Source organism: Candidatus Protofrankia datiscae (genome assembly GCF_000177615.2).
Classification (GTDB): Bacteria; Actinomycetota; Actinomycetes; order Frankiales; family Frankiaceae; genus Protofrankia; species Protofrankia coriariae.
Window position 1 is genome coordinate 3,937,079 of sequence record NC_015656.1, and the last position, 14,044, is coordinate 3,951,122.

Here is a 14,044-nt window from a genome sequence, read left to right on the forward strand (position 1 = left end):
GCGCGCGGGTGCTTCTACGAGCGCGAGGTCCGGCCCAGTTTGAGGTCGAGCAGGCGCGCCAGCAGCCCGTTGACGAAGACCGGCGACCGCTCGGTCGACACCAGCCCGGCCAGCGCCACCGCCTCGTCGATGGCCACCCCGTCGGGGATGTCCTCACGCCACAGCAGTTCCAGCGCGCCGATCCGCAGAATGTTGCGGTCCACCGGCGGCATACGCTCGAGGGTCCATTCCTCGGCATGGTCGGAAAGCATCTCGTCGATGTCGGCAAGCCGCTCGACGACACCCTCGACGAGCGAGACCGTGTATTCGGGCACCGGCGGATCGGACTGGGCGAGCCGCTGCGCGAGCGTCTCGGTGAAGCTGCTCCCGCGCAGGTCCGCCTCGTAAAGGATGTCGAGAGCGCGCTTGCGGGCCTTCGACCGGGCGCTCAGCTCGTCACCCGGCCCAGGTAACGGCCGTCTCTGGTGTCCACCTTGACCTTCTCCCCGGTGGTGATGAACAGCGGCACCTGGATCGTGGCACCCGTCTCCAGCGTCGCCGGCTTGTTGCCACCGGTGGAACGGTCGCCCTGGACACCGGGCTCGGTCGCCGCGATGACCAGTTCGACGCTGGCGGGCAGCTCCACGTAGAGCGGCTCCCCGTCGTGCAGCGCGACCGTCGCCGTCGCGTTCTCCAGGATGTAGTCCGCCGCGTCGCCCACAACCGCCGGTGGGATCGGGATCTGGTCGAACGACTCGCTGTCCATGAAGACGAAATCAGCGCCGTCGCGGTAGAGGAAGCTCATCTCACGCCGGTCGACGGTCGCCACCTCGACCTTCACTCCGGCGTTGAAGGTACGGTCGACAACCTTGCCGGTCAGCACGTTCTTCAACGTCGTCCGGACGAAGGCCCCGCCCTTCCCGGGTTTGACGTGCTGAAACCCGACGACGTTCCACAGGGTGCCGTCGAGATCGAGCGTCATGCCGTTCTTCAGATCATTTGTGGTTGCCACTGCGCACAACTCTCCAGCCGGACCAGCAGGTTGGTCCGTTCGACTGACGGGGATCCCACGAAAGTCTAGTCTGCCCCGGGCGGCGCCTCCGGCGCGGCCCGGGGACCCCTGCCAGCCACACGCTCCTTACTTGTCGGTGCCGAATTGCCCCCGGCGATCCGGCACCGACCATCCCCACTGCAGCGCCTCCGGCGTGGTCCGGGGAGCGCGGCCAGTCACACACCGCCTGCCCGGTCGGCATCGCAGTGCTACGACGGTTGTGGATGACTACGCAGCGTCCGGGAGAGGGCGGGTGTCAGGCGGGGGCTTGGTCGGCTGGGTGGGGTGGATCCGCTGGTGCGCTGGCATCGTGGATGCGGGCCGCGATCGTGCGCAGGGCGAGGAGGTAGGAGTCGAAACCGAGACCGGTGATGGTCCCGGTCGCCACCGCGCTGATCACGCTGTGGTGCCGGAACTCCTCCCTGGCATGGGTCTGGCTCAGGTGGACCTCGACCAGCGGGCCCGTCACCTGCGCGGCCGCGTCGCGCAGCGCGTAGGAGTAGTGCGACCACGCACCCGGGTTCAGCACGACCGGGACGCCGAGGTCGGCGGCCTCGTGCAGCCAGCGCAACATCGTGGCCTCGTCGTCGGTCTGCCGGCAGTCCGCCGCCAGGCCGAGTTCCCCGGCCAGCTTCTGGCAGACCGTCACCAGATCGGCGTAGCTGCGGCTGCCGTACACCGCCGGCTCCCGCAGCCCCAGCCGGCCGAGGTTCGCCCCGCTGAGCACCAGAACTTTCACGTCCGGGCCTTCAGCGGCTGAGCCTTCATGGCCGCGTCCTCGTGGGCAGGCCCCGGCGCGCCGGGGCCTGACGGGCCTTCTCCCGCGTGCGCCTGGTCCGCGGGCGTCACGGTGCCATCACCGCTCGTCCCCGCCGGGGAGGTCTGACAGCTCCCGGGCCACCTCCGAGAACGCGGCCACGACCAGCGCCCGATCCGGGTCCTCAAGGATGCGCGGCCGGCCGAGCCCCTCGAGGACGACGAACCGCAGCCGCCGGCCGCGGCTCTTCTTGTCCAGCCGCATCGCGTCGAGCAGCGCCGGCCAGTGGTCCGCCCGGTAGACGGTGGGCAGCCCTATCCGTTCGAGCAGCGCCCGGTGCCGGTCGGCGGTGGGCTCGTCGAGCCCCAGCGCGAGCCGGCTCAGCGAGGCGGCGAAGACCATCCCGACCGACACCGCGGCGCCGTGCCGCCAGCTGAACCCCTCGACCTTCTCGATGGCGTGCCCGAGGGTGTGCCCGTAGTTGAGGATCTCCCGCCGGCCGGCCTCCCGCGGGTCGGCCGACACCACCGCGGCCTTCACCCGGATCGACCGTTCGATCAGCTCACGCTGGTGGCGTAGCCCGCTCGGGTCGTCCTCGAGCAGGTCGAGGATGGCCGGGTCAGCGATGAAACCGGCCTTCACGACCTCGGCCAGGCCCGAGATCCGCTCGTTGACGGGCAGGCTCGCCAGCGTCGCCAGGTCGGCGAACACGGCGAGCGGGTGGTGGAAGGCCCCGACGAGGTTCTTGCCGGCGTCGATGTCGATCCCGGTCTTGCCGCCGATCGCCGCGTCCACCATCCCCAGGACCGTGGTCGGGACCTGCACGAGGTCGACGCCGCGCAGCCAGGTGGCCGCCACGAAGCCGGCGAGGTCGGTCGTCGCCCCGCCGCCGAGACCGATCACGACATCATCGCGGGTGAGGCCGACCTGACCGAGGACGTCCCAGCAGAAACCGGCGACGCGCGCCTGCTTGGCCTCCTCGCCGTCGGGGACCTCGACCGCGTGGGCCTCGACCTTCGCGGTCTCCCGCAGGTCCGTGACCACGGCCTCCGCGGTCGCCCGCAGCGCGCGGGGGTGGATGACCGCGGCCCGGGTACGGCCGGCGACCTGCTCGGCGAGCTCACCGAGCAGGCCCGCGCCGACCACGACCTGGTAGGGACGTTCGCCGGTGGGCGCGACCTCGATGCGGGTCACCCCGTCGCCGGCGGCCGGCTCCCCCGGGGACGCCAGCGGGGCGGCGGGGACCGGGGCCGTGGACGATGCCGTCACGGCCTGACCAACGGCCCGGGCAGCCGGCCCGCCGGCGACGCGACAACATGATCGTGATGCCGGTGGTCCACCAGCAGCTTCTCGACCAATCCGACCACCTCCTCAGGTGTGTGCCCCACGGTGCCCACCACCGCGGAGGCGACTTCGGCGTACAACGGCGCGCGGGCTCGCAGCATCGCGGCGATCCTGGTGCGCGGCCCCTCGACCAACAGTGGCCGGTCCCGGGCCAGGCCGACCCTGGCCACCGCGTCGTGGACCCCGACGTCGAGGTGGACGACGGTGTGCCCGCGCAGCGACCGCCGGGTGGCCTCGTCCAGCACGGCCCCGCCGCCGAGGGCGAGCACCCCGTCGTGCTCGGCCAAGGCGTGGGCGACGGCCTCCTGTTCCAGGGTGCGGAAGTGCTCCTCCCCCAGCTCGACGAAGATGTCGGCGACGGACCGCCCGGCCCGGGCCTCGACGTCGACGTCGGTGTCCCGGAAGGCCACGTCCAGCCGCCGCGCCAGCAGCCGTCCGACCGTGGTCTTCCCCGACCCGGGCGGGCCCACGAGCACCACGACCGGCCGCCGCGCGCGGGCCGCCGCGGCAGCGCTGCCGGCGGCGGCACCCTCAGCGGCAACGCTGCCAAGGGCGACACCGTCGGCGGCGCCAGTGGCAGCGGCGCCGGCGGCGTCCGGAGAGCCGGTCACCGGGCCGCCACCAGGACAGCGGCGATCATATCGGCTCCGATCTGACGATCAGGGACTTCAGGTACGTCTCACAGTTGCGGCGGGACTCCTCCACCGAGTCGCCGCCGAACTTCTCCAGGGCCGCGTCGGCGATCACCAGCGCCACCATGGCCTCGCCGACCACCCCGGCGGCGGGTACCGCGCACACGTCCGAGCGCTGCGCGATCGCGACCGCCCGCTCCCCGGTGGCGACGTCGATCGTCGACAGGGGCCGGGACAGCGTCGAGATCGGCTTCATGGCGGCCCGGACCCGCAGCGGCTCCCCGGTGGTCATCCCCCCTTCGACGCCGCCGGCGCGGTCGGTGGCGCGCCGCACCCGGTAGATGCCCCCAGGGTGCGCCGCCGCTTCCGGGGCGTCCCCGGCGGGCACCGACTCGATCTCGTCGTGGGCCTGCGACCCGCGGCGGCGGGCCGTGGTGAAGCCGTCGCCGAACTCCACACCCTTGATCGCCTGGATGCCCATCAGCTCCCCGGCGATCCGCGCGTCGAGGCGGCGGTCGCCGTGCACGTAGCTGCCCAGCCCCGGCGGGCAACCGTAGGCGAGCACCTCGACGATCCCGCCCAGGGTGTCGGCGTCCCGGTGGGCGGCGTCGATCTCGGCGACCATCCGCACGCTCGTCGCCGGGTCGGCGCAGCGGACCGGGTCGGCGTCCACCACGTCCATCGCGGCCGGCTGGGGCAACGGTGAGCCGGGCGGCACCTCGACAGCGCCGATCGACACCACGTGCGAGACGACCTCGATGCCGTACGCCTGCCGCAGCAGGGCCTTGGCGATCGTGCCCAGCGCGACACGGGCCGCGGTCTCCCGGGCGCTGGCCCGTTCCAGCACCGGGCGGGCGTCGTCGAACCCGTACTTCTGCATACCGGCAAGATCCGCATGGCCGGGCCGGGGGCGGGTCAGGGGGGCGTTGCGGGCCAACCTGGCAAGCCCCTCGGCGTCGACCGGATCCGGCGCCATGACCTCCCGCCACTTCGGCCACTCGGTGTTGCGGACGACGACGCTCACCGGGCCGCCCAGGGTCAGGCCGTGGCGGACCCCGCCGAGCAGCTCGACCTCGTCCCGCTCGAAGCTCATCCGGGCGCCCCGCCCGTGCCCGAGCCGACGTCGGGCAAGTTCGTCGGCGATCAGGGAGCTGGACACCCGGATACCGGCCGGCAGCCCCTCCACGGTCGCCACCAGAGCCGGCCCGTGCGACTCCCCGGCAGTCAACCAACGCAGCATGAGGCCAGTCTTCCACGCCACCGGCGCGCCGGAACCAGCTCCTTCGGCCGGGATGCCCGCGAGACGAGAATGGTCCGGAAGGCTATCCCGCGTTCCAGCCGAGGACGCCGACGAACGCCCCCGTCAGCAGGAACGGTCCGTAGGCGATCGATGTCCGCCGGCCTGCCCGCCGCGTCACCATCAGGACCAGCGCCCACACCCCGGCAAGGGCGATCCCGGCCAGCAGCCCGGTGAGGGCCACCGGGACGCCGAGCCAGCCGAGCGCGCCGCCGAGCAGACCGGACAGTTTCACGTCGCCGAAGCCCAGACCGGCGCCGGGCAGCGCCCAGAAGGCCGTGAACAGGGCGAGCACGGCCACGGCCACGAGAACGGCGCGCACCCAGCGCCCCGGGCCGCCGTCCAGGACCGCGGCGATGCCGAACAGCCCGGCCAGGACCGGGTAGGACGGCAGGGTGATCACGTCGGGCAGCCGGTGGACCCGGGCGTCGACGGCGGCCAGGAGCACGCCGACCACCCCGAGGTAGGCGTACGCCGGCAGCCAGGCGACATGATCGGTCAGCTTGGCCGCGAACGCGACGACGACGGTGGCCGTGAGCAGGCCCAGGGTGTCCCGGGTCGGCGCCGGCCGGCGCGGCTGTTCCCCCGCCACCGGCCCGAAGAAGCCCACCATGCGGGTCAGCCCCGGGACGACGCACAGGACGGCAAGGACGATCGCGACAACCAGCACGACCGACCCGGTCGACATGGCCGACCCGCCCGGCACGGCCGGTGTCACGGGCACGGCGGACGGGGCGGACCCGGCGGACGGGGCGGGTACGACGAACATGTCGAGTACGACGGATGTGTCGGGCAGGGCGGGCGCGGCGGGCGTGACGAGTCCGGCGGGCACGGCGGATATGGCGGATGGGTGGGCCCGGCCGGCGTGACGCCCGCGGATTCGGGCGGTGGGACGTTCACCGTGCCGCCAGGGCGGCTTCGCCCGCGGTCAGGAGCAGGTCCACGTCCACCTCGGCGCCGGTGAACAGCCGGACCTGCCCGACCGCCTGGGCGGCCAGCACGACCAGCCCACCGGCGACCGGCGCCCCGGCCGCCTGCGCGGCGGCGGCGAGCCGGGTGGGCCACGGGTGGTAAAGCAGTTCGACCAGGGCGGTCGAGGCGGGCCACGGCCGGCGCGCGAGCTCGTCGGTGGCGCCGGCCGGCGTGGTCGCGAGCACGACGTCGGCGGCGGCAAGGAGATCCGCCAGGTCCGCCAGGTCCGACGGTTTCGCCTGGGGCGTGGGCGCGGCGGGCCCGGTGCCGGTGGTGTCCCAGCGATGGACGGTGACGGCCAGCCCGAGGGCGGTGCCGATCTCGGCCAGGGGGGCCGCGGCCGGCGGGCGGCGGGCGAGGACGTCGGCCCGCTCGGCGCCGAGCGCGGCGAGCGCGGCGAGCACGGCCCGGGCGGTGCCCCCGGCGCCGATGACGAGCGGGCTGCGCGGTGCCCGCCCGTTGCCGAGGACCGTTGTCACGGCATGCGCCGTTCCGGCGACGTCGGTGTTGAAGCCGGCCAGCCGCACGGGTCCGGCGTCGCCCCCACCAGCGCTCTCGGTGATGAGCCCCCGGGTGTTCCCGGTGGAAGCCCTGTCGGCGCCCCCACCGGTGGCTGTCCCGCGTCCGGTGTCCCGCCGGACGTCACCTCCGGTGTCACGCTGGCCATCGCGTTCGACGACGACGGTGTTGACGGCGCCGACGGCCGCGGCGGTGTCGTCGATCCGGTCGAGGAAGGCCAGGACGGCCCGTTTGAGCGGCATGGTCAGCGACAGGCCGACCCAGCCCGGTTCGGTGCGCACCCGCGCGATCAGGTCGCCGATCGCGCTGTCGTCGCAGGCGACCGCGGTGTAGTCCCAGTCAATTCCCAGCGCGCGATATGCCGCATGGTGCATCACCGGTGACAGTGAGTGCGCTATCGGCATTCCCGCGACGGCCGCTCGCGGCCGGTGGCTCTCGACGGCCGCGGGCGGCCGGTGGCCTCTGGCGGTCATGACCCGCCCTCGGAGCGGTAGCGGGCGAGTGCCTCCTGCCACTCCCGGTCCGTCGTCGCGAAGATCGTCACGTTCGACCTCGGCAGGGACACGAAGTACATCCACGGCCCGTCGGCCGGGTGCAGGGCGGACTCCAGCGCCCACTTCCCCGGGTTGGAGATGGCCCCCGGCGGCAGGCCCGCCACCCTGCGCGTGTTGTAGGGGTTGCTGCTGGCGAGCTGGCTCTGGGTCAGTGGGCCCTCGTACTCGTTGAGGGCGTACCGGGTGGTCGAGTCCAGGTCGAGGCGACGGAACCGGCCGGAGGTGTCGGTGAGCCGGTTGTAGATGACCCGGGCGACCTTCGGCCCCTCGTTCGGGTTCTTCACCTCACGCTCGATGATGGAGGCGATCGTGATGATGTCCTGAGGGGTGCGCCCCAGCGCGGCCGCGCCCGCCTCGATATCGAGAGCGGCCGTCTCCGTCCTGAACCTGTCGACGAAGCTCTTGAGCGTGGCGGTCGCGGAGGCGCCTGGTCGCAGATCGTAGGTGAAGGGGTACAGATAGCCCTCGACACCGGTCGCGTACGATGGCAGCTGGAGCTCGCCCGGGTTCTTCACGATCTCCTCGAGCGTGGAGAGCGGCTGGCCGGTGCGTTCCGCCAGCGTCGTGAGCACCTGTTTGACGGTCATGCCCTCGGTGATGGTGAGCCGGAACAGGGTGTGGGACTTCACGTCGAGCAGCGTGGCCAGCGCGTCGGCCGCCCGCAGGTGCTGCTTGAGCCTGTAGAAGCCGGGCTGGATGGAACGCGACCGTTCGTCGGCCGCGGCCGCGTTGACGAAGACGGCCGGTGTCCGCACGACCTCGGCGGAGGCGAGCACCCGGGCGATGTCCCGGGCGGTCGAGCCGGCCTGGATCTGGATGATGACCGAGCTGTCACCGGGCCCGGGATAGTCGATCGCCGACTCGCCGGCCGTGACGCGTCCGATCACCTTGCCCGCGCCGTAGATCCCACCGCAGAGGACCACGGTCACCACCACCAGGATCGCGATAAGCTTGGGCGCGGTGCGGCCCCGCCGCCGAGCCCGGCCACGGCCGCCGCGACCGCCATGACCACCACGGCCACCACCGGCGGGTCGCCCGCGGTACGATGCCCGGCTGCCTGATGTGTCATCGAGCAGCTCGTCGAGGTCGTCCCCGATCACGTGTCGTCCGCGTGGCGATCCGGCTCGCGCCGGGTGGCCACGGCGTCGGACGCCCCCGCGTCATGCGGGATGTCCAGGGCGGACTGCAGGATCTGCACCGCTGCCTCCTGGTCTACGACTGCGCGACGGTCCCGTGCGCGCAGGCCACGCTCGGCCATCCGGCGGTGGGCCACGACCGTGGTCAGCCGCTCGTCGACAAGCCGCACCGGGACAGGGGCGACGCGAGCCGCCAGCAGGTCGGCGTATTCCCGAGCCTTACGGGCCGCCGGCCCCGGGAGACCGGACAACCGTGTCGGGAGACCCACCACGACCTCCACCGCATGACGATCGCGCACAATCATCGCAATCTCGTCGAGATCGCTGTTCAGCCGGGTGCCCCGTCGCAGCGTCGTCACCGGGAACGCGATCCTCGCGTCAGGATCGCTGGCCGCGACCCCTATTCTGACTGTGCCCACATCGATACCGACATGCACCCCCGTCCGGCGGTTCATCGCGGACCGCCGGGGCGGGCCGATGCCTGGGCCGATACCCAGGCCGATGCCGGGACGCGCTCACGCGGAACGGGCACCGGGGATACCCGGGGCGTCGGCGCCGGGCGGGCCGCCGGCACCGCGCGCGTCACCGGTGTCGTCCGGCCCGGTGTCATCCAGCCCCAGCGCCTGGCGAAGCTCATCCTCCCGCTCGGCCATCCCTTCCCGGACGTCGGCCAGGAAATCCTGCACCGACTCTACGAGGGACCCGGCAAGGTGCTGCGGAGTGAGGGTGGAGACGGCGCGGGCGGCACGCCGCACGGTCACCACTCCCACCGCCGCGCCGAGCGCGATGTAGAACACCCGCGGCATCATGCGCTCCGGCTGTCGACGTCGGCCCCGCGAACCGTGGCCGCCGGCGCGGCGGAGCCGGCCCGCCGGGCGGCCCGCCGGGAGGCACGCTGCGCCGCCCGCTCCGCCTTGATCTCCGCCGTGATCTGTGACTCGATGTCGGCGCGGGCCCGCTTCGCCGCCGCCCGCCGGACCCCGTAAGAGAACGCGGCGACCCGTACGACCGGGCCGCCGACCGTCGCCGCGAACAGCGACGTGAGCGAGGAGATGTTCGTCGAGATCGTCTGTACGTTCGCCGTGATGGCGTCGACCCGGTCGAGTTCCTTGTTCACGTGGCTGAGCGCCTGGTTCACCTCGTCCACCGTCGCACCCGCCTGCCGCACGCGCGCGGTGCCCTCGTCGATGGCCAGCCCGGTCTGACGGACCCGGGCGGCTGCCTCGTCGAAGATCTTCCCGAGCTTGAACAACACGTAGCAGCCGAACAGGACGAGCACGGAGAACGCCCCCGCCGCGATCAGTCCCGCGATCGCACCACCGGACATGTGTGCCCTGCCTCCGCTGTCAGGGGCCGTGACCCGGCCACACCTTTGTGACAAGCCGTACATTCGTGACAAACTGCGCGACCGAACGTCCAGGATTTCCGCGACCAGGCCCCCTACACCGGCCGCGCCGGCACCGCGACGACGGCCCTCCCCGACGGGCCGGTGGCGACGCGGGTCATCTTTCCCCACGCCGCCGGGCCCGGGCCCTGGAACACCGCGGGAGAGCACCCACAGCCCCCGGACAACGGTCGACGGAGCGTCGAACTCGACGTTCCTGGAGTGACCCTACCGAGCGCGACCGGCTTCGTGGTCACTCGCCTCTGATGGCTCGTCCACATCTGCCCCGGCTGCGGCCCCGGCCACAGCCCCGGCCACAGCCCCGGCCACAGCCCCGGCGGCGGGCGCGGCGGCTGCGCTGGCAGTGGTGGCAGTGATGGCGGTGCTGGCGCCGCCAGGCGCGGGGCTGGCGGTGGCGGAGCCGCGGAGGGCCTCGCGCAGGAACGCCAGCCGCTGCCCGGCCCGCTGCTCGAACCCGTGCCCGCTCGGCTGGTAGTAGCTCGCTCCCACCAGCGGGTCGGGGGCATACTGCTGGCTCACGACCCCGCCCGGATGGTCGTGGGGGTACCGGTAGCCGTCGCCGTGGCCCAGCCGGCCCGCGCCCGGGTAGTGCGCGTCCCGCAGGTGGGGCGGGACCGGCCCGGCACGCCCGGCGCGGACGTCGGCGACGGCCGCGTCGACGGCCCGGATGACCGCGTTGGACTTCGGCGCCAGCGCGAGATGGATCACAGTCTGCGCGAGCGCGAGCCGGGCCTCGGGCAGGCCCACCATCTCCAGGGCCTGGGCGGCGGCCACGGCCACCCCGAGCGCCCCGGGCTCGGCCAGGCCCACGTCCTCACTGGCCAGTATGATCATCCTGCGGGCGACGAACCGGGGATCCTCTCCGGCCTCCAGCATCCGGGCCAGATAGTGCAGGGCGGCATCGACGTCACTGCCGCGCACGGACTTGATCAGCGCGCTCGACACGTCGTAGTGCTGGTCGCCGGCACGGTCGTAGCGCACCGCGGCCCGGTTCACCGCCCGTTCGAGGGTGGCGAGGTCGATCCGGACGGGCGGGCGACCCGCCCCCGACCCGTCGCCGCCGGTGCCCGCCGCCGCGGTGGCGGCCGGGCCCGGGCCTGCCGTCGCCGCGGCGGCGAGGACGGCGTCGCCGGCGGCCTGCAGGGCGGTCAGGACGCGGCGGGCGTCCCCGCCGGCCAGGCGCAGCAGATGGGTGACCGCGTCCGTGTCTATCGTCAGCCGGCCGCCGTACCCCCGCCGGTCGTCGAGCGCCCGCTGGACCAGGACGCGCAGGTCGTCCTCGGTGAGCGGCTCCAGGGTGAGCAGCAGCGACCGGGACAGCAGCGGTGCCACCACGGAGAAGAACGGGTTCTCGGTGGTGGCGGCGACCAGGGTGACCAGCCCGTTCTCCACCGCCGGCAGCAGCGCGTCCTGCTGGGTCCTGGTGAAACGGTGCACCTCGTCGATGAACAGGACCGTGCGGACGCCGGACACCGCGAGCGTGTCCCGCGCCTGGTCGATCACCGCCCGTACGTCCTTGACACCGGCGGTGACCGCGGACAGTTCCCGGAACCGGCGCCCGCCGGAGCCGGAGATGATGTGCGCGAGCGTCGTCTTACCACTGCCCGGCGGCCCCCAGAGCAGGACCGAGGTGGTGCCGCCGCCTTCCACCAGGCGCCGCAGCGGGCTGCCCGCGCCGAGCAGGTGACGCTGCCCGACGAGTTCGTCGAGGGTGCGGGGGCGCAGCCGGGCCGCGAGCGGACCCGACGTCGCCAGGGCCTGCTCGAGCCCGGCGTCGAACAGGCTCACCCGCCTACCGTATGCCGGCCCTGCCACCCGGCGGCGGGCGGCCGCTCCCAGCGCGTGACGGGCCGGCCTGCCGTACCTGTCAGCCGTACCTGTCGGCCGTGCCTACCGGGTGACGGCCGGGTGGCCGTGTGATGGCGGACGAGGCCGGCGAGATCCGGAGCGACCGAGAAGATCACCTGCCGTACCCGGTCGACGGCGAACGGCGCGAGCTCGTCGTATATCTCCGCGAAGACGGCGTGCGCCCGTACCCGCGGCCACTGGGGCGGCAGCAGCTTCAGCGGCAGGTCGGGGTCGAGGCCGGGGAAGCGCCGCCAGGCGTCCAGGACCGCGGTCCGGGCCACCAGCGCCTCCGCCGGGTCCACGTCGGCGGCCCTGATCCGTCCGAGCAGGAGGGTGTGGGTGCGGATGAAGTCCTCGTAACGGGCGCGCAGTTCGGTGAGGTCCCAGGCCTCGATCGGTCGTCTGGGGCCGACCGCCACGGCCATCGCGCTCATCCCGCCCGTCCCGGCTGTCCCGGCCGTCTCGACCACCCCGGTCGCCTCGACCGCCGTCAGGACCGTCGCGTTGGGCACGCCGAGTTCGGCGAACATCCGGATGACCGCCTCCGCCTCCTGCCGGGGGGAGACCCACATGCCGTCGTAGAGCGGCGCGAAACCCAGCCAGCGCAGCCTGTTGCGAACGGCATGTCGGATGTCACGCTGTTCCTCCGGCAGCGAGAAGGCGGCGACGACCCACCTGCCGTCCCACCCGGTTCCGGCCTGCCCGAACGACAGGACGCGCACGGCGCTGTCCTGCAGCGCCTCGGCCGCCTGGCCGGTCAGGCCGTAGTAGGTGTTGCGGCCGACCCGCGAGGACTCCAGCAGCCCACGGCGCGCGAGCCGGCTGAGCGCCGCGCGCGCGCCGACCGTCGAGATGTCGAAGTCCGCCAGCAGACGCACCAGCGCCGCGGACGGTATGTGCTCCTCGCACCCGTGCCAGTAGTCGCCGAGCAGGGTCATGAGCAGACGTTGCGGCTGGGCGCCGAGCCGGAAGCGCGGAAGATCGACTTTGGACGTATGGTCCCGGGTGACGACGGGTCCGGTGATTACCACGGAAGACGATATTACGAGCCGATACATCCAGAGCTGCCACGCGCCGGTATGCCGAACCGACAGGTCCGGCGGGTTCGCGAGGCCTGTCGGGCGGACCGGCTGCCGGAGCTGCTCCGGTCCGGCGGGCCCGCGCGTCCCGTCAGCCCGGCCCGGCCCGGCCTGAGGCCGGACGCGGCGCGACGCGACACCTCGTGGATTCGCGGTCGTACTTCCTCGCCGCCATGACGGCCCGTGGCGGCCCGTGGCGGCCCGTGGTCACGACTCCCCGCGGCCGCGGGTCGCCGATCCCCGTGGCACCCGCCCACGCGGGCCGAGCCGGGACCACTGACGCGCCCAGCCGTCGAGGGGCTCGAGCAGGCCCTGCAGGCGCCGTCCGTGCGCGCTCAGCCGGTAGTCACCTGCCTCGTCCACCTCGATGATCCCGGCCTCACGCAGCTCACGCAGCCGCTGGGACAGGTGCGACTCGGTGGCGTCCAGCCGGGCCGCGAGGGAGCGGAACGCCGTCGGCCCGTCCCGCAGGATCCAGAACACCGGTAGCGCGTGCCGCCTGCCCAGCAGGTCGATCACCTCGGCCAGCGCGGCCACGCCCTGGGAGGCCGCGTCCGCTCGCGCACCGTCACGTGCCATGCCACCCCGCCGTCATACGTATCATCACACAATGTAACGTATTATTCCGCGTGTTGTTACATATTACGTCACACGCCGTCACGCAATATGTCACAACACGCATCACGGGCTGCCACATGGCGCGCCGCACGCCATCACGTACCGTGTCGCGCTATGTCGCGCGCCGTGGTCAGGGTGTGCGGATCGCGCCGGAACCGTTCGGGCTGTGCGCCTCGACCGTGCCGACGAAGGTGCCGGTGGCCGGCGCCGTCCGCTCGCCCCGGCCGGTGACGCTTCCAAGCGTCCGGCGAGCCCGCTCCAGCAGGCTGCCCGCCTGGGCCGAGACGACTCCGGCCGCGCTCTGCACCTCCGGACGCTCCCGGACCGCGCGCGCCTGACGCATGATCGCGTCATAGTGCTCCCGGCCCGCGCGGGCCCCCAGCAGGTAGCCGAGCCCGAAACCGACGATGAAACCGGGTCTGACGTGCATGCTGCCTCCCGCTCGGTGTCACTGTGCACCCTTGCCGACCTTCACGAACGCATGAACGCTCCTGGCCGCCGGCGCCCGCGCACGGTCGCCACCCACACCCGGTGGCCGCCGTCACCGGACAACAACAGGCAGGGCGCCCGCAACCATGACCATCCTGCCCGAGCGGCCGCACGCCGACGGTCAACCAGCCGACCGACCCGTGTTTACTACCCCGCCGAACCATCCGCGCGAACCTCAGGTAACCTTGCCCAGTCAGATGCTCCCGACGTCATCGTCTGGAGCGTCGCGATCCCGCGTAGCTCAATTGGCAGAGCGTCCGGCTGTTAACCGGCAGGTTACAGGTTCGAGTCCTGTCGCGGGAGCACAAGCCCAGGTCGGAGGCTCGAAGCCTTGTGCGATCACCGCAGTGGTGACGTTTTGGCC

At 72.9% G+C, this 14,044-nt stretch carries 16 protein-coding genes and 1 tRNA gene; 1 reads left to right on the plus strand and 16 read right to left on the minus strand.

The annotated features are described in order from the left end of the window. Positions 1-14: 14 nt before the first annotated feature. From nusB to FSYMDG_RS16490, 16 genes are all read right to left on the minus strand, one after another. Entirely contained in the window at positions 15-431 is a 417-nt protein-coding gene (gene nusB, locus FSYMDG_RS16415; protein WP_013874518.1) for a transcription antitermination factor NusB, read from the minus strand. Continuing rightward, complete coding sequence (efp, locus tag FSYMDG_RS16420) at positions 428-991, minus strand: elongation factor P (protein WP_013874519.1); 564 nt, start codon at positions 989-991, stop codon at positions 428-430. The genes nusB and efp overlap by 4 nt, the downstream gene beginning before the upstream one ends. Positions 992-1,286: 295 nt before the next feature. Continuing rightward, positions 1,287-1,769 carry a type II 3-dehydroquinate dehydratase gene (locus FSYMDG_RS16425; protein ID WP_013874520.1) on the minus strand — a complete coding sequence of 161 codons (483 nt, stop codon included), beginning with the start codon at positions 1,767-1,769 and terminating at the stop codon, positions 1,287-1,289. Between the two features lie 117 nt (positions 1,770-1,886). Continuing rightward, positions 1,887-3,017 (minus strand): 3-dehydroquinate synthase, encoded by a 1,131-nt coding sequence (gene aroB, locus FSYMDG_RS16430; protein WP_431307094.1) that lies wholly within the window; start codon positions 3,015-3,017, stop codon positions 1,887-1,889. 35 nt (positions 3,018-3,052) lie between these two features. After that, complete coding sequence (locus tag FSYMDG_RS16435) at positions 3,053-3,742, minus strand: shikimate kinase (RefSeq protein ID WP_013874522.1); 690 nt, start codon at positions 3,740-3,742, stop codon at positions 3,053-3,055. Positions 3,743-3,767: 25 nt separating this feature from the next. Next, entirely contained in the window at positions 3,768-5,003 is a 1,236-nt protein-coding gene (gene aroC, locus FSYMDG_RS16440; RefSeq protein ID WP_013874523.1) for a chorismate synthase, read from the minus strand. 82 nt (positions 5,004-5,085) lie between these two features. Then, positions 5,086-5,892: a prepilin peptidase gene (locus FSYMDG_RS16445; RefSeq protein WP_013874524.1), complete on the minus strand. Its 807-nt coding sequence runs from the start codon at positions 5,890-5,892 to the stop codon at positions 5,086-5,088. A gap of 64 nt (positions 5,893-5,956) precedes the next feature. Then, entirely contained in the window at positions 5,957-7,024 is a 1,068-nt protein-coding gene (locus FSYMDG_RS23395) for a shikimate dehydrogenase (RefSeq protein ID WP_013874525.1), read from the minus strand. Next, complete coding sequence (gene mltG / locus FSYMDG_RS16455; RefSeq protein WP_013874526.1) at positions 7,021-8,205, minus strand: endolytic transglycosylase MltG; 1,185 nt, start codon at positions 8,203-8,205, stop codon at positions 7,021-7,023. The genes FSYMDG_RS23395 and mltG overlap by 4 nt, the downstream gene beginning before the upstream one ends. Then, a complete protein-coding gene (gene ruvX / locus FSYMDG_RS16460; RefSeq protein ID WP_013874527.1) occupies positions 8,202-8,696 on the minus strand; it encodes a Holliday junction resolvase RuvX in 495 nt (164 codons plus the stop codon). The genes mltG and ruvX overlap by 4 nt, the downstream gene beginning before the upstream one ends. 60 nt (positions 8,697-8,756) lie before the next feature. Beyond that, positions 8,757-9,050, minus strand: a complete 294-nt coding sequence (locus tag FSYMDG_RS16465; protein ID WP_165440854.1) for a DUF6167 family protein — start codon at positions 9,048-9,050, stop codon at positions 8,757-8,759. Continuing rightward, positions 9,047-9,568, minus strand: a complete 522-nt coding sequence (locus FSYMDG_RS16470; RefSeq protein ID WP_013874529.1) for a DUF948 domain-containing protein — start codon at positions 9,566-9,568, stop codon at positions 9,047-9,049. The genes FSYMDG_RS16465 and FSYMDG_RS16470 overlap by 4 nt, the downstream gene beginning before the upstream one ends. Before the next feature lie 285 nt (positions 9,569-9,853). Continuing rightward, entirely contained in the window at positions 9,854-11,434 is a 1,581-nt protein-coding gene (locus FSYMDG_RS16475) for a replication-associated recombination protein A (protein ID WP_013874530.1), read from the minus strand. After that, a complete protein-coding gene (locus FSYMDG_RS16480) occupies positions 11,431-12,525 on the minus strand; it encodes a PaaX family transcriptional regulator (RefSeq protein ID WP_237702806.1) in 1,095 nt (364 codons plus the stop codon). Before FSYMDG_RS16480 ends, FSYMDG_RS16475 begins: the two co-directional genes overlap by 4 nt. A gap of 255 nt (positions 12,526-12,780) precedes the next feature. Continuing rightward, complete coding sequence (locus FSYMDG_RS16485) at positions 12,781-13,152, minus strand: winged helix-turn-helix transcriptional regulator (protein ID WP_013874532.1); 372 nt, start codon at positions 13,150-13,152, stop codon at positions 12,781-12,783. Between the two features lie 169 nt (positions 13,153-13,321). Beyond that, a complete protein-coding gene (locus FSYMDG_RS16490; RefSeq protein WP_013874533.1) occupies positions 13,322-13,621 on the minus strand; it encodes a hypothetical protein in 300 nt (99 codons plus the stop codon). Between the two features lie 289 nt (positions 13,622-13,910). Here FSYMDG_RS16490 and FSYMDG_RS16495 point away from each other — a divergent pair. Continuing rightward, positions 13,911-13,983: transfer RNA gene (locus tag FSYMDG_RS16495), tRNA-Asn, on the plus strand. Positions 13,984-14,044: the final 61 nt, after the last annotated feature.

Bases quoted from the DNA above. Each gene is read 5' to 3' on its own strand.
- FSYMDG_RS16465 (WP_165440854.1), bottom strand. From the start codon at position 9,050: ATGATGCCGCGGGTGTTCTACATCGCGCTCGGCGCGGCGGTGGGAGTG.
- ruvX (WP_013874527.1), bottom strand. From the start codon at position 8,696: ATGAACCGCCGGACGGGGGTGCATGTCGGTATCGATGTGGGCACAGTC.
- FSYMDG_RS16490 (WP_013874533.1), bottom strand. From the start codon at position 13,621: ATGCACGTCAGACCCGGTTTCATCGTCGGTTTCGGGCTCGGCTACCTG.
- FSYMDG_RS23395 (WP_013874525.1), bottom strand. From the start codon at position 7,024: ATGACCGCCAGAGGCCACCGGCCGCCCGCGGCCGTCGAGAGCCACCGG.
- FSYMDG_RS16485 (WP_013874532.1), bottom strand. From the start codon at position 13,152: ATGGCACGTGACGGTGCGCGAGCGGACGCGGCCTCCCAGGGCGTGGCC.
- aroC (WP_013874523.1), bottom strand. From the start codon at position 5,003: ATGCTGCGTTGGTTGACTGCCGGGGAGTCGCACGGGCCGGCTCTGGTG.
- FSYMDG_RS16470 (WP_013874529.1), bottom strand. From the start codon at position 9,568: ATGTCCGGTGGTGCGATCGCGGGACTGATCGCGGCGGGGGCGTTCTCC.